The 19,541-nt window shown below is 65.1% G+C and carries 16 protein-coding genes and 2 riboswitches; of the genes, 9 read left to right on the top strand and 7 right to left on the bottom strand.

Features of this window, described 5'->3' with window-relative positions; translation table 11 throughout:
* Positions 1-310: 310 nt before the first annotated feature.
* On the bottom strand, positions 311-2,764 hold the full coding sequence (locus tag EPN33_08820; GenBank protein TAN22356.1) for a TonB-dependent receptor: 2,454 nt from the start codon (positions 2,762-2,764) through the stop codon (positions 311-313).
* 14 nt (positions 2,765-2,778) lie between these two features.
* A riboswitch (cobalamin riboswitch) is annotated at positions 2,779-2,983 on the bottom strand.
* A gap of 32 nt (positions 2,984-3,015) precedes the next feature.
* Between EPN33_08820 and EPN33_08815 the strand changes: the two genes are divergently transcribed.
* The 4 genes from EPN33_08815 (at position 3,016) to EPN33_08800 (ending at position 6,500) form a co-directional block, all read left to right on the top strand.
* The gene (locus tag EPN33_08815) at positions 3,016-3,564 is read left to right on the top strand and encodes a hypothetical protein (protein ID TAN22355.1); all 549 of its coding nucleotides are present in this window, start codon (positions 3,016-3,018) and stop codon (positions 3,562-3,564) included.
* A complete protein-coding gene (locus tag EPN33_08810; protein TAN22354.1) occupies positions 3,561-4,670 on the top strand; it encodes an aldo/keto reductase in 1,110 nt (369 codons plus the stop codon). Before EPN33_08815 ends, EPN33_08810 begins: the two co-directional genes overlap by 4 nt.
* A 20-nt stretch (positions 4,671-4,690) precedes the next feature.
* Positions 4,691-4,881: riboswitch (cobalamin riboswitch) on the top strand.
* 153 nt (positions 4,882-5,034) lie between these two features.
* The gene (locus EPN33_08805) at positions 5,035-6,339 is read left to right on the top strand and encodes a hypothetical protein (protein ID TAN22353.1); all 1,305 of its coding nucleotides are present in this window, start codon (positions 5,035-5,037) and stop codon (positions 6,337-6,339) included.
* Positions 6,339-6,500, top strand: a complete 162-nt coding sequence (locus EPN33_08800) for a DUF1289 domain-containing protein (GenBank protein TAN22364.1) — start codon at positions 6,339-6,341, stop codon at positions 6,498-6,500. Before EPN33_08805 ends, EPN33_08800 begins: the two co-directional genes overlap by 1 nt.
* Here EPN33_08800 and EPN33_08795 read toward each other — a convergent pair.
* Genes EPN33_08795 through EPN33_08785 form a run of 3 tightly spaced genes read right to left on the bottom strand, consistent with a single transcriptional unit; the run spans position 6,478 to position 9,648 of the window.
* Positions 6,478-7,224 carry a proline hydroxylase gene (locus tag EPN33_08795; protein ID TAN22352.1) on the bottom strand — a complete coding sequence of 249 codons (747 nt, stop codon included), beginning with the start codon at positions 7,222-7,224 and terminating at the stop codon, positions 6,478-6,480. The two genes, EPN33_08800 and EPN33_08795, sit on opposite strands and share 23 nt — an antisense overlap.
* Entirely contained in the window at positions 7,173-8,141 is a 969-nt protein-coding gene (locus EPN33_08790; GenBank protein TAN22351.1) for a methylated-DNA--[protein]-cysteine S-methyltransferase, read from the bottom strand. The genes EPN33_08795 and EPN33_08790 overlap by 52 nt, the downstream gene beginning before the upstream one ends.
* A 55-nt stretch (positions 8,142-8,196) precedes the next feature.
* On the bottom strand, positions 8,197-9,648 hold the full coding sequence (locus EPN33_08785) for a glutamate--tRNA ligase (GenBank protein TAN22350.1): 1,452 nt from the start codon (positions 9,646-9,648) through the stop codon (positions 8,197-8,199).
* 144 nt (positions 9,649-9,792) lie between these two features.
* On the opposite strand from EPN33_08785, the gene EPN33_08780 reads away from it, so the two are divergent.
* From EPN33_08780 to EPN33_08770, 3 genes are all read left to right on the top strand, one after another.
* Entirely contained in the window at positions 9,793-10,893 is a 1,101-nt protein-coding gene (locus tag EPN33_08780) for a Fic family protein (protein TAN22349.1), read from the top strand.
* Between the two features lie 462 nt (positions 10,894-11,355).
* The gene (locus EPN33_08775) at positions 11,356-11,667 is read left to right on the top strand and encodes an integration host factor subunit beta (GenBank protein ID TAN22348.1); all 312 of its coding nucleotides are present in this window, start codon (positions 11,356-11,358) and stop codon (positions 11,665-11,667) included.
* Positions 11,664-12,008 carry an XRE family transcriptional regulator gene (locus EPN33_08770; protein TAN22347.1) on the top strand — a complete coding sequence of 115 codons (345 nt, stop codon included), beginning with the start codon at positions 11,664-11,666 and terminating at the stop codon, positions 12,006-12,008. Before EPN33_08775 ends, EPN33_08770 begins: the two co-directional genes overlap by 4 nt.
* 33 nt (positions 12,009-12,041) lie before the next feature.
* Here EPN33_08770 and hemL read toward each other — a convergent pair whose 3' ends face one another.
* Both hemL and EPN33_08760 read right to left on the bottom strand, forming a co-directional pair.
* Positions 12,042-13,322 (bottom strand): glutamate-1-semialdehyde-2,1-aminomutase, encoded by a 1,281-nt coding sequence (gene hemL / locus EPN33_08765; protein ID TAN22346.1) that lies wholly within the window; start codon positions 13,320-13,322, stop codon positions 12,042-12,044.
* 2 nt (positions 13,323-13,324) lie between these two features.
* Positions 13,325-14,605, bottom strand: coding sequence for an FAD-dependent oxidoreductase (locus tag EPN33_08760; GenBank protein TAN22345.1), 1,281 nt, complete (start codon positions 14,603-14,605; stop codon positions 13,325-13,327).
* 146 nt (positions 14,606-14,751) lie between these two features.
* Between EPN33_08760 and EPN33_08755 the strand changes: the two genes are divergently transcribed.
* A complete protein-coding gene (locus EPN33_08755) occupies positions 14,752-15,057 on the top strand; it encodes a hypothetical protein (protein TAN22344.1) in 306 nt (101 codons plus the stop codon).
* A 7-nt stretch (positions 15,058-15,064) separates the two neighbouring features.
* On the opposite strand, the gene mltG is transcribed toward EPN33_08755, so the two are convergent.
* Entirely contained in the window at positions 15,065-16,060 is a 996-nt protein-coding gene (gene mltG / locus EPN33_08750; GenBank protein ID TAN22343.1) for an endolytic transglycosylase MltG, read from the bottom strand.
* Positions 16,061-16,216: 156 nt separating this feature from the next.
* Between mltG and EPN33_08745 the strand changes: the two genes are divergently transcribed.
* The gene (locus tag EPN33_08745; GenBank protein TAN22342.1) at positions 16,217-19,435 is read left to right on the top strand and encodes a hypothetical protein; all 3,219 of its coding nucleotides are present in this window, start codon (positions 16,217-16,219) and stop codon (positions 19,433-19,435) included.
* Positions 19,436-19,541: the final 106 nt, after the last annotated feature.

The raw sequence follows: 19,541 nt of genomic DNA, 5'->3' as shown, positions 1-19,541 counted from the left end.
GGCGCCCCGCAACCGCCGGGCATAACGGCGCACCCGCAGAAGCGCGCAGTCGTCCCAAGCGGAGCTGGGGCGTAGGGGCCCCCAGCGCAGCGGGCTTTCGGCCTTAGAGAGCGGGCCGCCGGGCGTAGCCCGGCTGGGTGCCCGCGATCTATAAAAGCAACGGACCCGTTCGGGCAGAACGGGTCCGTTGCGCCGTAGCAGACCAAGCAGGGTGCAGTTAAGGGCAAACTATACCCATGGGAGAGCCGGTCTGCAGGGTGTTGGATCTATCCCACCAAAACAAATCGACAAAAGTATGACATTCCGATATTTATTTCACGGTCGGCGCCCAGCGGAAGCGAATCCCTACGCGCACACCGATTCTGGGCGCCGGGAAGCCAATCACTTCCTGATACGAGTGATTGAATGCATTATCCACAGCGGCCAGTAATTGCCAGCGAGGAGACACGCGCCAGGCACCGCTCAGGTCCACCACGCCGTAGGCGGCATCGAGATTGCGGTTGGGCAGCAGCATCGTGTTGCCAAAATTGGCATCTGTCAGGAAGGTACTGTCATCCCGGCGGCTCATGAAGTAGGCCGAGGCCACGCCCGTGAAGCGGCGGCGGGAATAAATGGCTTCGACACTGCCGGTTTGCGGCGGCACGCGAAACGGGCGCATGCCCACCAGCGGCGCGAACGCGCCGATGGGAATATTCGGGAATCTGGGATTGATCGCGGGCGCCAGTTCATCAAACGAGTAGCTGCGTAACACGCGCGCCGCGGTCGCGGTATAGTTGCCGCGCAAGCGCCAGCCGGCTGCAAGCTGCAGCTCGCCCTGCAGTTCCATTCCCCGCGCGCGCTCATCGAGCGAATTGAACTCGCCGCCATAAATCGCCGCTTGTACCACGGCAGCCGGAACCCCAAGCGCGGGCAGCGCGTTCTGGGGAACATCTTCGACCAGATCGTAATAACGCTGATCGAACCAGGTCGCGCTCAGCCGCGCGCGCCCGGAAGCCAAGTCCTGATCCAGGCCCACGTCGAAGTCCCGGCTGCGCTGCGGCGCGAGCGGCCGCAGATGGAATTGCTGAATCAGCGCCGCGCCGCCGGGCTGGGGCAACAGTTCCTGGTAGAGCGAAAATTCCTCTACTTCGAGCGAGGGGTCCTTGAGGCCTTTGCCGGCACTGGCGCGCAGGCGCGTGGCGCCCCAAAAGCCCGATCCCAGCCGCGGGTAGTAAGCCAGGCTGGCTTGCGGATCGACATTCACGCCAAAGGGTGTATTGCGGTCGGTGGAAATGCCGCCATTGACAAACAACCGGCTGCCGATGGCGCCGTTGAGTACGGCATAGGCGCCGTGGTCGTGACGGCTAAGCGCCAAATTCGAGCTCAGGCCGCGCTCGTCGTAGTAGCGATAGCCTTCGATCAAGCTCCAGCGGCTGCCCAGGCTGAGCTCGGTATCCCAATTGAAATCACGCCGGTGGGTGTCGGAGGGACTGATCTCGGGAAACTTGCCGCCGAAGTCGAGAATGGCTTGCCCATGCACGCGGAAACCATTGGCGCCGGTGAGGGTGACGGGGAGGCCGTCGTAGTCGCCAAACCCGTCGGGAATGCCCTGCGGGCCAGGCACTTCGCTCATCAGGTTCACGCGCGCATCGGTATAGCGGAGGCTCTGATGCCACACCGGCGTGAGCTGCTGCTGGAAGTGGAGACTCGAATAGGTCTCGCCTTGATTCTTGAACGTGCCCTGCGCGATGCCGTAATCGAGAATGCCGCCGGGCTCGCCGTTGTTTTCGAAAATGCGCTGCACCTGCAAGCGCAACTCGGCCGGCCGCGAACTCCAGGGCGTAGTCAGTTTCCAGCCGAGATTGGCGCCGTAGGTGTTGTCACGAAACTTGGCGCCCGGAATCTGATTGTGGGTATTGAGGTAGCCGAAACGCAGCGCGTAATCGAAGCCGCCGTGAAAGCCCAGCAGTTGGTCGCTCTGCATGACGGTCGCGTAGGCGCCCGCCTGGGTGGCAACGTCGAGTTCCGGCGCCTCGACCTGATCGCCGCGCCGCGTCGAAATCGCGATCACACCCGCGGCAGCATCAGAGCCGTAGATCGCGCTGTCGGGCCCACGCAGGATTTGCATCTCGCCCACGCCCGCCGGCAGCAGCGTGGAAAAGTCGTAGCCGCCAAGATCAATGCGCTGAATCGGCACGCCGTTGAGCAGCACTTTGGTGAAATCCGCCGGCGCGCCACGCACAAACACCGACGTCACTTCGCCGGTCTGGCCGCTTTGTACCACGCCCATGCCGGGCTGCAGGCGCAGCGCCGCGACGGCCTGCTTTGGATTCAACCGCTGCAGGGCTTGCGCCGAAATCGTCGCGGTGGTGTTGCCGACCTGCGCTTCGGGCAAGCTCAGACCGGTCGCCGTAACGTTGACCGAGATTTGCACCGGCGCCAGGCCAAGCACCAGCGGCGCCGGATGCGCGCTCACCGGCTCGCTGGCCGGCGCCAAACCCGAGCGCATGGCGCGCAACGCGCTCGCGCCCGGCGCTTCGGCGAGCTCGTAGCGGCCGGCGCGATCGGTTTGGGTTGTGCCCAGCACCGCACCGCTGGCGTTTTGCAGCGTAACGGTAGCGCCGGCGACAGGACGGCCGAGCGCATCCTGCACCGCGCCGGTAAGGGTTTTGGAGTTTTGAGGGAACGCGGCAACTGATGCCGCGAGAAGCAGCAGCGAGAGACGAAACCACACGTCGAACCGAGCCTTTCCGAGCTGACCCGCGTCAGCCAGAGAGCCAACCAACCTGCCCGCAAGCGGGCAAGCCTAAAACTCTGGGCAGGTCTCCTGACTCGCGGCTTCTCGAAAATCGAGGGCAGCTTCTCGCCTTCCCCAAGCCCATCTGGCCTGAGTGGCAACTTCACGAAGCGCCATAGCCGCTTACAGTGGCGGGGCCGTGCAGGCTTTTCACCTGACTTCCCTTTTCAATCCCGCGACGGGATCACCCAAAGTAGAACGTTGTCATCTTAACATTGAATGAAGGAGCGAATGAGATCATGCGTAAGTGGATTTTCGGTCTGGCCGCATTGGCCTTCACCATCGCGGCTTGGGCAGCGGTCAACCCCCTGCCCTTTCAACTAGTTGCCAAAAGCTCGGCGAACTACAAATCGCAGGCCAATTTCCCGGCCACCAGCCCGGAGCTGCGGCCCGACCATCACGACAACAGTTTCAGCAACCCGCATGTGGGCACATATCACATCCTGATACTCGCGGGGCCAAAGCAGAACATGCTTTCCTTCCGCGTGGGCGAGCTCACCAACCCCACCATCCGCGTCCCGCTCGGCTCACGCCTCACCATCAATCTGGTGAACGTCGACGACGACATGGTCCACGACCTCTACATTACTTCGCAGAAGCCGCCCTACGGGCAGTCGGTGCACGCAACCGCCGTCGGCAGCCCGATCCTGCGGCCCTACAAGGGCGCGCGCTACTCGGCGGGCACGCTCACCCTCAAGGCCCAGCATGTGGGCACCGCGTATTACGTCTGCACCGTGCCCGGCCACGCGAAAAAAGGCATGTGGGGCAAAATCGAGGTGACTAGATGACCCATGGCGGCAGCTTGGAGGAGCCCCAAGCGCCAGCGGGCGGACCCCGCCGGGAATCGAAGCCCGCACTCCGAGCGACCAACGGGAGCGACCAGGGCAAAAAGTGGCGAGCCACACCGCGGCGTGCCCTCGGGCGCGGAGGGCTGAGCGTTTCGGCGTTGGGCCTTGGATGCATGGGCATGTCGGAGTTTTACACCGGCTCCGGCGTGAGTGACGATGACGCCATTGCGGTAATCCACCGCGCCGCTGCGCTGGGCATCAACTTTCTGGACACGGCCGACATGTATGGCGTGGGCATGAACGAAGCCCTGGTAGGCCGCGCCGTGCGTGGGCAGCGCGATCAATATGTGATCGCTACCAAGTTCGGGAATCAGCGCGGCGTGAACGGCGCCTATTTAGGCGTCAACGGCCATCCCGCCTACGTGCGCACGGCCTGCGACATGAGCCTGCGCCGGCTGCAAATCGATCACATCGATTTGTACTATCAGCACCGGGTCGATCCGAAAGTTCCGATCGAAGACACCGTCGGCGCCATGGCGCGGCTGGTCGAGGCGGGCAAAGTGCGCTTCCTGGGATTGTCGGAGGCGGGCACGAGTACCCTGCGGCGCGCGCAGCAGGTACATCCGATCACCGCCTTGCAGTCGGAGTACTCACTCTGGACGCGCGATCCCGAACACGAGGTGCTGGCCACCTGCCGCGAGCTGGGCATTGGTTTTGTGGCCTATAGCCCCATCGGGCGCGGCTTTCTCTCTGGCGCCATCCGCTCCCGCGACAATCTCGACGTCCACGATTGGCGCAACCATAACCCGCGCTTCCAGTCCGACGCCCTTGCGCACAATCTCGCATTGGCCGACAAAATCGCCGCGATGGCCAAAACCAAAGGCTGTACACCGGCGCAGTTGGCGCTGGCCTGGCTGCTGGCTCAGGGCGAGGACATTGTGCCCATCCCGGGAACCAAACACCGGAAGTATCTCGAAGAAAACGCGGCTGCCGCAGCCATCCACCTGGACGCGCAGGAGTTGCTAGCGCTGTCGCAGGCGATTCCGCCGGGTGCAGCCATGGGACTGCGCTATCCCGAGCACGGCATGGCCGGCTTGAATCTGTAAGCCGGCATATGGCGTATAGTGAACACCAGTTGGTTCTGGGTGATCCCGTTGTGGGATTGAAAAGGGAAGCCGGTGAGAGTCCGGCACGGCCCCGCCACTGTTAGCGGTAGGCCGCCTCCACATGCCACTCGAATGTTTTCGGGGAAGGCGGAGGCGGATCCTGCAAAGGAAGCCGCGAGTCAGGAGACCTGCCCAGAGCATTTTGATTCGTTCAGCTTGGGCGTGGGCCCAAAGGAGAACCGATGTCGTACCTTCTTTTGCTGGCGGCGATGGCCGCCGGCGTGCTTCCTCATCTGGGTGGTTTGTCGCCTGCCTTTGGCGGCATGCTCTACGGCGGTGCGCGTCTGCGGCGCCGTGACGCGCTTTGGCTGCCGCTGCTGCTCATGGCGGCGCTATACGCCGTGCAGTCGCTGTTCGTCTACCACAGCGCGCTGGGCTGGGGCCTGCTCTGGACCACCGTGGCGATGATCCCGATGGTGCTCGCCGGCGAGCTCCTGCGCGTGCGGCGAAGCTGGCAGCGTTTGGGTGCGGCTTCCGCGGCAGGCGCAACCGGCTTTTTTGCACTGAGCAATGTCGCCGTCTGGGCCAGCGGCGTGATGTATCCGCACACGCTGGCGGGTCTCGGCGCCTGCTACCTCGCGGGGCTGCCGTTCTACGGGGATTCGCTCGCGGCGGCCGCGTTGTTTGGCGGCTTCCTGTTCGCCGCGGACGCCTACCTCGCCCGCCGGCGCGCGGCCGCTCCCGTTCCGGTGCGTCCGTGAGGATTGCATCGCTGCTGCCGTCGGCCACCGAAATTCTGTACGCGCTCGGAGCCGGCGACGAGCTGGTCGCCATCAGTGAAAAATGCGACTACCCGGATGCGGCCCGCGTCAAACCGGTGGTCGTCCGCAGCCGCATCGACGATACCCGCCCGCAGGAAGAAATTCACGCCCAAGTGCAGGGCATGGTGGCTGCCGGCGAAGCCCTGTACGAAGTCGACGTGGCCGCGCTGGCGCGGCTGCAGTGCGACTTGCTGATTACCCAGGATGTCTGCCACGTTTGTGCGGCCTCGCCGCACGATGTCGAAGATGGCCTGTGCCAGCTCAATCCCGCACTGCGCATGGTGGCGCTGCATCCCTGCCGTCTCGACGAGGTTTGGCAGGATGTGGAAGCCTTGGGCGAAGCCATCGGGCGGCCGGCGCGCGGGCGCGAGCTCGCTGCCGCCTTGCGCGCTGCCGTTGCGGCGCCTCTGCCACGCACCTCACCGGCCCCGCGCGTGCTCTGCCTGGAATGGTTTATGCCACCCTTTGTGGCCGGCCATTGGGTGCCCGACATGGTGGCTTGCGCCGGCGGATGCGACGCGCTGGGCGTTGCGGGCGAGCCCGGCTTTGCCTGCGACTGGGCGCGGGTGCTCGCCAGCCGGCCCGAGGTGATCGTGCTTATGCCTTGCGGCTACCATCTTGATGAAGTCGAGCGCCAGGCGCGCAGCTTCGCTTGGCCCGATGGCTGGCAGCGCCTCGCAGCCGTGCGGGCAGGCAACGTCTTTGTTGTAGATGCGAGCGGCCAGTTCTCGCGCCACGGGCCGCGGCTGGCGGATGGCGTTCAAACGCTGCGGGAAATTCTGGCGGCCTTTCAACGCGGCGACCGCAGCGCGGATGGAGGCAGCAGTTGGCGTCGCCTGCTGGCGTGATCAGCACGCCCTGTACCGGTGTATGCCAAGCTCCGGACGGCGTGTGCGCGGGCTGTGGGCGAACCCTCGCAGAAATCGCCGCTTGGCGCGCGCTCAGCGAAGAAGAACGGCTGCGCATTATGCATGAGGTACTGCCCCTCAGGCGGCATCGTGAAAAATGATACCCAGCGTATGCCGCCGGCCGCGGTGCAGCGCGCTGACGCCGTGGCGCATTTGGACGCGGTAGAAGCCCCGCGCGCCGCGCACCGACCGCTCGCGCACGGCAAAGATCACGCCGTCGCCCTGGCGTAGCGGCACCACCATCGCGCGGGACTGCATGCGCGGACGCTGCTCGGTCATCACAAACTCGCCGCCGGCGAAGTCCTCACCCGGCGCAGCCAGCAGGATGGCGAGCTGGAGCGGAAAAACGTGCTCGCCGTATACATCCTGATGCAGGCAGTTGTAATCGCCGGCGCCGTATTCGAGCAGCAGCGGCGTGGGCTGCCGTTGTCCGGCGTGATGGCAGCGCGCCAGGAATTCCTCCAGTGTGGCGGGAAAACGAACGCGGCTGCCCATCGCCTCCTGCCAGCGGTTGGCAATGGGCGCGAGGGCGCGATAAAAGCCGGCTCGCAACTGCTGCACCGCCTCCGGCAGCGGGTAGGCGAAATACTTGTACTCACCGCGCCCAAAGCCGTGGCGCGCCATCACCACCCGGCTGCGGAAGTTCGCCTCTTCCGCGAATAGTCCGGCCATTGCGCCGCACTCCACGCCGGAAAGCAGTTCCGGAACGAGAGCCTGCCCCTGGGCATCGAGTGCAGCGCCCAGCGCGTTCCAGTCATATACCTCGGGCGCCCTCACCCCTGCTGCTCCCGCGCCAGCAGCGTCCGCTTGCGTTCCACGCCCCAGCGGTAACCGGCCAATTCTCCATCGCCGCGCACCACGCGATGACAGGGAACCGCGACCGCCAGCCGGTTGCGGGCGCAGGCGCGGGCCACGGCGCGCGCGCCGCCGGGCATGCCGAGCCGTCGCGCCAGCTCGCCGTAGCTGAGCCGCGCTCCGGCGGGAACGCGCCGTAGCGCCCGCCAGACGCGCCGCTCGAAAGCCGTGCCCCGCAAGTCGAGCGGCAACGCGTGCGCCGCCGCCGGGGCTTCCACCAGCGCAATGACTTGCCGCAACCGCCGCTCCATCGCCGCCCCGCCCGCGGCAAGGCTCGCCTGCGGAAATTGACGGCGCAGTTCCGCCTCCAGCTCGCCCGCGTCATCGCCCAGCAGGATCGCGCAGACGCCGCGCTCGCTCTCCGCTGCCAGCACCGTGCCCAGCGAACTCGTCCCGCAGGCAAAAGCAATGCTGGCGCCCGCCCCGCCGCGCTGGAAGCGCACCGGCAGCATGCCGAGAGCGCGGTCGGCAGCGGCATAGAAGCGACCGCTGGAGTTAAAGCCTGCCTCATAGAAGGCCTCGGTCACCGATCGCCCCTGTCGCAAGCTCCGGCGCACCTTTTCATCGCGCGCGGCCGCCGCCCACTCCCGCGGCGGCAGCCCCGTCGCCGCCCGAAACTGCCGTCGCCGCGCCGCCTCCCCTTGGCCCCCGGCCCCTGGCCCCTGACCCCTGGCATCCGGATGACAGCGGAGGCAGGGACGAAAGCCCGCAGCCCGCGCCGCGGCGCCATCCGCATGAAAACTCACGTATTCCGCCCGCGGCCGCCGCGCGGCGCAGGAGGGGCGGCAGTAAATGCCGGTCGAGCGCACCGCATACACGAACAGGCCATCCGCTCTGGCATCACGCGCGAGCACTTGTTGCCAACGAGGGTCGATTCTGGGTCTCATGGCTTAACCCTAACCTCGCTTCTGATCCCGCGCACTCCGCTTTTGACCTTCAAACTCAGTGACGCGGCTGCGCCTCGAGGAAGCGCCGCAGGCGGTCGACGGTGCGCGTGCGGCCCAGCACCAGCAGGCTTTCCAGCAGCGGCGGCGAAGCTGTTTTGCCGGTAATGAGCGCGCGCAGCAGCATGAACACTTCTTTCGCGCTCCAGCCCTGCGCTTCGGCAAGCTGGCGCAGTGCCGCCTCCATCGCGGCATGTTCCCAAGCCACGGCTTCCAGCACTGTGAGCAGCTCGGCCGCTAGCTTGAGCGTTTGCGCCAGATCGCGCTTCTTGGGCAGAAACACCTCGGGCGGCGGTAGTACCTTGTCGAGAAAAAAGAAGTCGGTTAGATCCAGGAACTCGCCCAGCGTTTCAATCCGCTCCTGCACCAGCGGCGTAATGCGGCGCAAATACTCGTCCGGGAACACGCACCCGCGCACCTGCGTCAGAAACTCCTCCGGCGACAGCGTCCGCAAGTACAGGCCGTTCAACCAGCGCAGTTTTTCCAGGTCAAACACCGGCCCGCCCAGCCGGATCTTGTCGAACTCAAAACGGGCGATCATGTCGTCCAGATAGAATTTTTCTGCGCCGGGTTCGTCCGCCACCGGCATGCCACCGCCCAGCAGGCCGAGAAAGTTGACCATCGCCTGCGGCAAAAACCCCGCCTGCCGGTAATAGATCAGCGACACCGGGTTCTTGCGCTTCGAGATTTTCGACTTGTCCTTGTTGCGCAGCAGCGGCATGTGGCGGAAGCGCGGCAGCGGCCAGCCAAAGGCCTGGTAGAGCAGCACGTGCTTGGGCGTGGAGGAAATCCATTCCTCGGCGCGAATCACGTCGGTGATCTCCATGGCGTGGTCATCGACCACATTGGCAAGGTGATAGGTCGGGAAGCCATCGGACTTGAGCAGCACCTGATCATCGACGTTCTGATGATCAAAAGTGATATCGCCGCGCAGCTCGTCGCGAAACGTGGTCGCCCCCGGCTGCGGCACCTTCAGCCGCACGACAAACGGCTCGCCCGCAGCCACTTTGCTCTTAACCTCAGCCTCGCTCAGTTGGCAGCAGGTGCGGTCGTAGCGCGGCGGCTGCTTGGCCGCCGCCTGTTGCCGCCGCATCTCCTCCAGCCGCTCGGGCGTGCAGAAGCAGCGATACGCGTGGCCCTCACGCAAAAGCTGCTCGACCGCCTCGCGGTACAGCTCGGTGCGCTCCGACTGCCGGTAGGGTCCGTAGGGCCCGCCCTTATCCGGCCCTTCGTCCCAATCCAGCCCGAGCCAGTGCAGCGCCTCGAAAATCATCTGCTCGCTGGTGGCGACAAAGCGCGCCCGGTCGGTGTCTTCAATGCGCAGCACAAACTGCCCGCCGCGCTGGCGCGCAAAGATCAGGTTGAGCAGCGCCATATAGGCGGTGCCGACATGCGGATCGCCGGTAGGACTGGGCGCAATGCGAACACGAACTGGACGGGATTGATCCACCTGTCCAGTCTACCAATGCGGAAAAAACGGAGGGGCGTGGTGGAAACAAGCCGTTCGTCTCGGTGCCGCGTTACGTCGCCGTCCGTTTGCGTTAAGCAAATTCAGTTATGCTTAACGCAAATTCGTTTGCCTCAAGTACGCTTTATGCAACCTGCAACCCCGGACGAACTGCCGGTTCAGCACTTAGCTTGGGAATCGCTGATACCCAGGATTGGAATGGCCAATCGCGCCATTGCCCGGTACGACGGGTTGTTGTCCGGTTTACGCAACCCCGACATCTTGCTGTCACCCATGACCCGGCAGGAGGCAGTGCTGTCATCCAGGATCGAAGGCACGCAAGCCACGCTCGGCGACGTACTTAAGGCCGAGGCCGGCGAGCAGCCAGACGAGCCTGCACGTCAGTTGGACATTGTTGAAATCCTAAACTACAACCGCGCGCTCGATCATGCCGAAAGGGAATTGAGATCCCGCCCATTCTCACTGAATCTACTCCGCGAAATGCACTCAATTCTTCTGGACAGCGTGCGCGGGAATAGCAAAGGACGCGGAGAAGTCCGCAAACTCCAAAACTGGATCGGCAGGCCCGGTACACCCATGGAGGAAGCCGATTTCGTCCCGCCCGCGCCACAGCAACTGGCGCAGCACCTTGATGCTTGGGAGCGCTTCTATCACGCCGAGGCCCCCGATGGCCTGGTTCAACTTGCGGTCGTACACGCTCAATTTGAATTTCTACATCCGTTCCTGGACGGCAATGGCCGCCTTGGCCGCATCCTTGTGCCCCTGTTTCTCTTCGAAAAGAGACTGCTGAACCGCCCGGCATTTTACCTGTCGAGTTACCTCGAACAGCATCGCGAAATCTACGTCGGCCGCCTGCGGGCACTCGGGCGTGAGCCGAATGCATGGCAATCGTGGTGTGAATTCTTTCTCGACGTCGTCACCGCGCAGGCGGAAAGGAATGCGCGCCAGGTGCAGGAGGTTCAGTCACTCTACGAGCTCTACAAGCAGCGGACCACCACCGCGATGCACTCCGAATTCGCCGTGGCGATGGTCGACGCCATTTTTGAATGGCCGATTTTCAGTACCACGCAGATGTCCCGGCGGCCTGGGATGCCGAGCCGAAGCGCAGTGCTCGCGCTGCTCGACCGCATGGTAGAAATCGGAATACTCCGAGTCTTGCGGCCGGCCCGGGGGCAGCGGCCCCAAATGTGGATTTGTGACGATCTCCTTGCCATTTGCGAGCACTAGTCTGGGAATGCCAGAGCACCTCCACAAGCATTTTCATCTGTTGGGCTGCGGAGCGATGCTCCGGGCTGCGGCGGTCTGCCTGTGGCGGCAGCTTGGAGGAGCCCTGAGCGCCAGCGGGCGGACCCTGCCTGGAATCGAAGCCCGCACTCCAAGCGACCATCGGGAGCGACCAGGGCAAAAAGTGGCGAGCCACCTTGCGGGGCGCTGGAAACTGAGCCCCGCCGGGCCGTAACCCGCCAACCAACCGGTCGCCGCGGTGCTAGCATGGCACCGTATCGATACCAAGCTCAAAACCGCTGCCGACCTGATCGATCGGACGCCCGGCGCAGGCCCAGTTGCGAATGGCCCAGGAAGCTAAGCAACATCGGCAGCGGACCGCGGAAACCGATGGGCGGCAGCTAGGAGGAGGCCTGAGCGCCAGCGGGCGGACCCCGCCGGACGGGTTGTGGTACAGTCCACGGTATGACCAAAGCCGACCTGATCGATGAAGTCGCTCGCAGCGGCGCGCCCACGCGCAAGGATAGTGAAGTGATCGTGGAGACGATCTTTTCCAGCATCGTGGACTCGCTGCGCGCAGGCGACAAGGTGGAGATTCGCGGCTTCGGTAGCTTCCGCGTGCGGCAGCGGGAAGCGCGCATGGGCCGCAATCCCAAAACCGGTGCCGCGGTGGCCGTGCCCGCGCGCAAGGTGCCCTATTTCAAGCCCAGTAAGGAGCTGCGCGATGGCGTCAACGCCGAGCACGCGGCTTCCACCGGCGCCAGCGGCAACGCATGATCGACATCGGCGCCCGCATCCGCCAAGCCCGCCAGTCCTGTGGTCTCTCGCAAGGCGATCTGGAAAACCGCACGGGCCTGCTGCGCTGCTATCTCTCGCGCGTAGAAAATGGCCACACCGAACCCTCGCTGCAAACTCTGGCGCGCATTGCCCGGGCGCTCGACATGCCGGTTTCGGGCTTTTTCACTGGAACGGAGGTGGAAGAGCCGGCGCCGGCGCTGAGCGAAGAGGAGGTTGGGTTCTTGACCCGCATGCGCGAGTTTGCCGGCACGCTCTCCGAGCGCGAACGCCAGCAGGTGCTGGATTTGGCGCGCAAGATGGCGGCGGGGGAAAAAAAATAGGGGCCAGGGGTCAGGGGCCAGGCCCCGCGCCGGTCAATGGCCCAGGGCGGTGCGCAACGCGCCTAAAGCCTGTTCCATCTCCGCGGAGCCATGGACGGCGCCGAAAAAGGCGGCCTCGAATTGCGAGGGCGGCCAGAGGACGCCGGCCTGCAGCAGCGCGGCGTGAAAGCGCGCAAACGCCGCCGTGTCGCAGGCGCTGACCTCAGTAAAATTGCGCACGGGGCTCGAGCTGAAAAACACCGTCAGCATCGCGCCAACGCGCTGGACGCGCGCTGCCGCGCCGGTCGCGGCGATCGCGGCGTTGACACCTTCTTCGAGTTGGGCGCCGCGCTGCTCCAGGTTTGCGTAAAGGTTGGGCTGGCCGGCTATCGCTTTGAGCGTGGCCACGCCCGCGGCCATGGCCAGCGGATTGCCACTCAGCGTCCCGGCCTGATAGACCGGCCCCAGCGGCGCCACGCGCCGCATCAGGTCCGCGCGCCCGCCGTAGGCACCCACCGGCAAACCACCCCCAATGATCTTGCCCAGCGTCGCCATGTCGGGCGTCACGCCATAGCGCGCCGCCGCGCCGCCCCAGGCGACGCGAAAGCCGGTCATCACTTCATCAAAGATCAGCACCACGCCGTGGCGGTCGGCGAGCCGCCGCAGTCCCGGCAAAAAATCTGGTTCGGGCGGCACGCAGCCCATATTCCCCGCCACCGGCTCGACGATGATTGCGCCAAAGCGGCCGGGGGTTTCCTCCAGCGCCTGCTCGACGGCCGCGGCGTCGTTATAGGGCAGCGTCACCGTGTCCGCCACCGCGCCCGGCGGCACGCCTGCGGAACTCGCCACGCCCAGCGTTGCCAGGCCCGAGCCCGCATCGCACAGAAACGTGTCCGCGTGGCCGTGATACCCGCCGGCAAATTTGATCACCCCATTGCGCCCGGTAAACCCGCGCGCCACGCGCACCGCCGACATGGTGGCTTCGGTGCCAGAGTTGACAAAGCGCAGCATCGCGCATGCGGGATAGGCGCGCTGCACCAGCTCCGCCAGCTCGAGTTCGGCCGGCGTTGAGGCGCCGAAGCTGGTGCCCTTGGCTGCTGCCTCCTGCACTGCGGCAACCACTTCCGCCGCCGCATGACCCAACAGCAGCGCACCCCAGGAAGCAATGAAGTCCAGGTAACGCTTGCCGTCGGCGTCGTACAGCCAGGCACCCGCGCCGCGCTCAATCCAAGGCGGCGCGCCCCCGACGGCACGGAAAGAGCGCACCGGCGAATCTACGCCTCCGGGCAGAATCGCTTCGGCGCGATGCTGCAATTCCTGCGAGCGCGAACCCACGCCTAATGCGTCCCCACGCGGGGGCCGGGCTGGGGCTCCGGGGGCCCCCAGCCTGGCCGAACGTCAAGTCCGGGTAAACGACGCAGTGCGTCGTTTACGGGCGCAGCCACGCCAGGCCCCGCGCCAGTCGAAGGCAGCGCCATCTGCAGCAGCGCAGGCGCCAATTGCCGCCACAGCCGCTCGCGCAGACCGAGATAACCCTGTGCGCCGCTGAACAGGTCGCACAAAAGCTCCCGGAAGCGCGCGCTGCGCTGCCCAAATTGCGTCATGCGCTCCAGCACCGAGGCGCCGCAGAAGCGCCCGAAATAAAAGCGCCGCACGATCGCGCCCGCGGCCGCCAGCTCCGGAACCAATTCCGCCTGCACGGCCGCGCTGTAGTTTTCAAAGCCCGTCTGCGCCAGCAGCTCTGCCGACCGCAGCGCGTAGTAAAGCCCCTCGCCGGTAATCGGATCCACCAGCCCCGCCGCATCGCCCACCAAGGCCCAGGGGTGCGGCGCGGCGCCGGCAAACTCCGCCGCGCGCAGCCGCTTGGGATCGGGCGCCGGCAGCAGATGCGCATAAAATGCTGCGTCCGTTCGCCAATCGACGCCCCAGGCATCGAGCGCCGCTTCCAACCGTTGCCGCAGGGTGCGCGTCGGCTCGGAGCCCAACTTGCCGCAAATGCCGACTGAGGCATGATCACCACGCGGAAAACTCCAGATGTAGCCTTCCAGGTTCGGCAGAAACCGGATCGCCATCCGCTGCCGCGGCCAGGGCAAGCGCTCCAGCGGCAAATAATATCCCGCCGTGGCCATCCAATCCTCATCGCCCAGTGGCGAGGGCACGGCGGCCCGCAATGGATTCCGCGCTCCGGTCGCCACCACCACCGCCTGCGCCCGCAGCCTGCAGCCGCTGCTCAGCCGCACCCGCCAGCTCTGGCGGTCGCTCTCCAGGCCTGCAATCCGCTCCTGCACCAGCGCCACGCCCGCCCGCCGGGCGCGCTCCAGCAAAATACCGTTCAGCACCTTGCGTGAAAAAATCGCTACCGTGCGATCCAGCCGCAGCAGCAGCGTGCGTCCCTGCGGGCTGATGAGCTCGCATTCGCTTACCGCGTTGTGCGACTCGGCCGATTCCGCCAAAAACGGATACCGCCGCAACGCCTTGTCGGTCAATCCCCCGCCACAGGGCTTCTCCCACGCCAGGTGCTCGTCCACCAGCGTGACCCGGCGCCCTGCGGCCGCGAGCTGCGCCGCGTAAAACGCGCCCGCGGGCCCTCCGCCCGCCACAATTACCGGAAACCCCATGCGACCTCTAGGATACCGCTCCGCTGGGGGCTGACCCCACTTTCGCGCGGAGAGCGTATCCACCACATTCTTATGTTGTAACGTGAGCTGGCGGGAGTAGGATGTGCTGGAAAGGAGTCACTGACGCGACGAAGCCGAAAGCCTGTTTGCCTGTAGCGCGGCTGCTCTGCTTGCTCCTGTTCGTTGCCGTCCCATTGGCGACACTTAGCCTGGGCGCGCAGACGCCGATGTCGCCGCCATCGGCCGCGGCGGTTTCGGCTCGCACCCGTCCAGCGCCCAGACACCTGCACCCCCGGCACAAGCAGGAAGATGCAACGGGCGCGCGGCAGCAGCATCACCGCTGGCTGATTACCGCGGTCATCGCAGCGGCGGCGGCGATCATCACCGGCATCATCGTGGCACACCGGGATCATTCACAGAGGTGTCAGGGCTGCGTGGGCAACTTCCCATGAGGCGGCGCTAGCGCGAGTGCTGCTTTTTCCGCAGCGTGCGCAGATAGAGCCGGACATTTTTCTCCTGCTGGGTGAGCGTCACGGCGAAGCGGTGGGCGCCGTCGCCGTCGCTGACGAAATAGAGGTAGTCGGTTTCGTCGGGGTGCTGCGCGGCTTCGAGCGAGGCGCGGCCGGGGTTGGCAATGGGACCGGGCGGCAGTCCCGGGTGCAAGTAGGTGTTGTAGGGCGACTTGCGCTTGAGGTCGCGGGCATGCAGGCTGCCGGTGTAGGCATCATCGAGCAGTGCCGCGTAGATCACCGTCGGATCGCACTGCAGCGGCAGGCCGCGCGCCAGGCGGTTATCGAACACGCCGGCGATTAGGGGGCGCTCGTCGGGCACGGCCGTCTCCTTCTGTATCAGCGAGGCCAGCGTCACCCAGCGATGAACATTTTGGGGATGGTCATGCCGCACTTCCTGGCGAAAGCGGTTCACCATCATGGCTACAATCGCCTGCACCCTGGCGTGATAGGGAATGCGATAGGTCGCCGGGAATAAGTAACCCTCGAGTGAGACCGCCTGCGGATCGAGGCCGTGAACCAGGGACGGGTTGGCCGTCGCTGCCAAAAACGCTGCGGCGCCCGCCATCCCCCGGGCTTGTAGCTCCTGGGCGATGTCGAAGCGGTTGTAGCCCTCCGGCACGGTGAGCGGCAGGGTGTACAACAGCCCGCGCGAAAGCGTGTAAAAGACCTGGGGTACCGATTCGCCGCCGCCAAAACGGTACGGGCCAGGCTTCAGCGTGCTGCGGAAATGCAGCGCCGCCCACAGGTCGAACCCGACCGTATTGCCAATTACATCGGCCTGGTGCAATTGGCGGGCAACCTGCGTGTGGCTGGCGCCGGGCGCGATTTCGACTATCCGGGGCTGCGCCAGACGCGGGCCGGGCGCCCAGACCCTCCACAATCCGATGCCCACCGCGGCGACGACCACCACTACGGTTAAAATGGCAATCCGCGCACGATTCATGGTTAAGTCATTCTAGCGTCGCAACGCAGCGCCGGGTTGGGGCTCACGGGTCCCCGGCCCGGAGCGAACAAAAGCGGCAAGCGCGGCGAACCCGCGCCAGGGCCAGCGCCAATAAATGAGGTAAACTCAACCCATTAGCTTTTCTCGACTGTTCTGATGCGATTTCAGACATTTCAGGTTCGTCACGCCGCTTTCGGGCTGGCCGGAACAGCACTGTTCGCCATGGTGCTGAGCGGTTGCGGCGGATCGACTCCGATTCCCAAGCCGATTCCGCCGCTGATGGCCAACTTCCTGGTCGAGTCCTCCACCGGTGGCACCCTGCCGGGAGCGGTCGTGGATACCCCGTACGCCTACGGCTTTCAGACGAATGTCGGCCAGCCCGGCGTCAATGCGCGCCTGCCCATTGTCTTTAGCAACACCCATCCGCTGCCTAGCGGCCTGACGCTGAGCAGTGCCGGGGTATTGACGGGCGTGCCGACGCAACCGGGAATTTTCTCGGTATCGATTCGAGCGGTCGACAGTTCGGCGCCCCAGCCCCAAACCGCCGACTTCACTTACTTGATGGATATCCGGCTGCCGGGCGTGACGCTCACGCAGGTTGCGCACAGTGACCTGGGCGGCAGCGGCCAGAACGCCGCCGTGCGCGTGGCGCGAACAAGCGTGAGCGGCGTCAGCTACGCCTACGTGGGAACGCGCGGCACTCCCGGCGAATGCCCCGCAACGGGCATCAAGATCGTCGACTTAAGCACCGTGAGCAATCCCACCGTGGTCGCCACGGCCGGGGCCATCAGTGGCGCCAGCCAGGCGAATGTGCGTATCGCCACCAGCATCACTTCACCGTTTTTTCATCCGGGCGGGACCGGCGACATGATGGCGGTCACCGAGCAGCCCTGCGATCCCCGCAACGGTAGCGCCAACCAGGAGGGCGTCGAGTTTTTCGACGTCAGCAACCCGGCCAGCCCGCAGTTGCTGGGAAGCTGGAGTTCGGGCCTCGATGGCGCCGCCGATGTGGCGATGGTCGCCGTGCCTGGTCCTACCAACACCGTTGGGCAAGTCGATCACAGCCAGGACAAGATCTACGCCCTGGTGGCCGTGCCAGGATCGGAAACCTCACCCGCCGGCAACGGCCAGGGCGATCTGCGCGTGCTCGACATTACCAATCCTGCCGCTCCCCAGCAGATCGGCCAATGGGGCGTGCTCGCCGCTACCGCTACGCAACTGCCGCAGGCGGTGATGGGCAACGATCCCCGCGTATTTCTGGCCTCAATCAATCTATCGAGCGACGGCAAGATCGCCTATCTGGGCTACTGGGACGAGGGCGTGGTGGTGCTCGACGTCAGCGACCCGGCGCAAATCGCGACCAACAACCCCAGCATTTTCCTCGACCACATCACGTACCCCATCACCCGGCTCGCCAGCACCACCCAGCCCGCTCTGCCGGAAGGCAATACCCGGGCCGCGTTGCCCGTGAACAACGACACCGGCCTGCTGATTGCCGATCAGGTGTGCGCCTCGGCAATGCAGACGAATCCATCCGATCCCTCCCAGCAGACCGCGGCCAACCCGGCGGTGGCCCTCGATTGTGGCCCGCCCGTGCCGCTCACCTTAAATTCGGGTTGGGGCTTTGTGCGCACCTACAGCCTGGGCGCGCAAGGCGCGGCTACGCTCGAAAGCTTTTTCGCCAACCCGCAGTCCATGTCGGCACCTGCGCCCGACGATGGTATTTACACCGCGCACGCGCTGGCCTGGAACGGCGATCCCAGCCATCCCCATGCTTACGTTGCCTGGTACTCGGCCGGCGTCGAAGATCTCGATATCAGTTCCTTGAATCCGCCCACGCGGCTGGCCTCGTTCATTCCGCCCGACACGCCCGATCCCAACGGTAACAACCCGGCCATCAACAATCCGCCCAAGGCGCTCGTCGACGGCGTGGCCGCTTACAACGTGAACGGCAATCATTACATCCTCGCCAGCGACATGAACTCCGGGCTGTGGATCGTGCAGGAAACGCCCGTGAGCCGCATGACCATCCTCACGACTACGCTGCCGGATGGCAACGTCGGCGTTGCCTACAACGGTAAGTTGGCTGCCGTGAACGGCGCCCTGGGCGATTCGAAAATCAACTTCAGCCTCGCCCCTGGCTCCCTGCCCATGCCCACCGGTTTGACCTTGCAATCCGATGGCTCGATCACCGGCACACCGCTCGTGGCCGGCACCGCGCAGATCACCTTCCAGGCTTCCGATGGCACGGGCAACTTCGCCCTGCAGAACATCCAGATGACCATCGACCAAACCTTGGCCATCAAACCCGTCGCGGCCACGCTGGGGACCACCAACGAAGCCTTCAACCTGACGCTGTCCGCAGTCAATGGCAAGCAGCCCTATTCCTGGTCCGTGGTGCAAGGTAGCCTGCCGCATGGCATCAGCCTGGATCCGGCCACCGGTATCATTAGCGGCACCTCCGCCACCAGCGGCACCTTCAACGCCACCGTGCAAGTTACTGATAGCTCGGTGCCGCCGGCTACCTCGACCCGGCCCATCACCATCCAACTGGCGGGTCTGACCGCCCAGAGCACCACCGTTCCCGATCCGGTCGTGGGCACCAGTTACGCGGCCATCATCACCATGAATAATGGCACGGGGCCATTCGTTCCCACCTTGGCGCAAGGCACCCTGCCGCCGGGCATCACCGCCGAAAAGAGCATCTCCAGCACGGTGGAATGGCTGTTCGCTGGTACGCCCACGCAGGCAGGCACCTACCATTTCAGTCTGCTGATTACCGATGCGGACGGCCAAAGCGTCACCCTACCCTTCACCATAACCGTGGATCCCTTCGCCATCTTGCCCGCGGTGTTACAGACTGGCGTCGAAGGCACCGGCTATTTAGAGCAGTTGACCGCCCAGGGCGGCGTGAGCCCGTACAAGTTCCAGCTCGTGCTGGGCACTTTGCCCTCCGGCCTGAGCATGAACAACAATGGCTTCATCTTCGGCGTGCCCGCCTCGGGCACGGCTGGAGCTCATACCTTCAGCGTTTCGGCCACCGATGCCAACGGCCTGATGGTCGTTCAGGCCTATACGCTGACCATATTTACCGGCACGTCGCTGGCGGTCACCACCGTCGCGCTGCCGCCGGGAACCGCTGGGCAGGCATATAACCAGCCCATTACCGCGAATTTTGGCACCACTCCCTACACCTTCACGGTGCTGAATGGCAGCCTGCCCAGCGGCATCACGCTCACGCCCGCAGGCGTGCTCTCGGGCGTGCCCGCCGCCGCCGGCAACTATGCCTTCACGGTACAGGTCAAAGATGCCACCGGCGCCACCGCCAGCAGCCACCTGACCTGGACCGTGAATCCCGCCAGCGCGAGCCATTAGGCTGTGCGCGGATTCTTCATAGGGCAACTTGGAGAGGGGGCTCCTAGAAAGAGGTGGCCGTGCCACTCGTTGGTGTTAGCCTGAGCTTGAAGGGGCCGCTGGAGGA

The sequence above is a fragment of the Acidobacteriota bacterium genome, assembly GCA_004299485.1.
In the GTDB taxonomy this organism is placed as follows: Bacteria; Acidobacteriota; Terriglobia; order Terriglobales; family SCQP01; genus SCQP01.
Note: the sequence above shows the minus strand (reverse complement) of the source record. Positions and strands in the feature narration are given on the sequence as shown.

What these genes read in the sequence shown, in the direction of transcription:
- EPN33_08815 (TAN22355.1), top strand. Translation starts at nt 3,016, where the DNA reads ATGCGTAAGTGGATTTTCGGTCTGGCCGCATTGGCCTTCACCATCGCG.
- EPN33_08810 (TAN22354.1), top strand. Translation starts at nt 3,561, where the DNA reads ATGACCCATGGCGGCAGCTTGGAGGAGCCCCAAGCGCCAGCGGGCGGA.
- EPN33_08790 (TAN22351.1), bottom strand. Translation starts at nt 8,141, where the DNA reads ATGAGACCCAGAATCGACCCTCGTTGGCAACAAGTGCTCGCGCGTGAT.
- EPN33_08780 (TAN22349.1), top strand. Translation starts at nt 9,793, where the DNA reads ATGCAACCTGCAACCCCGGACGAACTGCCGGTTCAGCACTTAGCTTGG.
- EPN33_08775 (TAN22348.1), top strand. Translation starts at nt 11,356, where the DNA reads ATGACCAAAGCCGACCTGATCGATGAAGTCGCTCGCAGCGGCGCGCCC.
- EPN33_08770 (TAN22347.1), top strand. Translation starts at nt 11,664, where the DNA reads ATGATCGACATCGGCGCCCGCATCCGCCAAGCCCGCCAGTCCTGTGGT.
- EPN33_08760 (TAN22345.1), bottom strand. Translation starts at nt 14,605, where the DNA reads ATGGGGTTTCCGGTAATTGTGGCGGGCGGAGGGCCCGCGGGCGCGTTT.
- mltG (TAN22343.1), bottom strand. Translation starts at nt 16,060, where the DNA reads ATGAATCGTGCGCGGATTGCCATTTTAACCGTAGTGGTGGTCGTCGCC.
- EPN33_08745 (TAN22342.1), top strand. Translation starts at nt 16,217, where the DNA reads ATGCGATTTCAGACATTTCAGGTTCGTCACGCCGCTTTCGGGCTGGCC.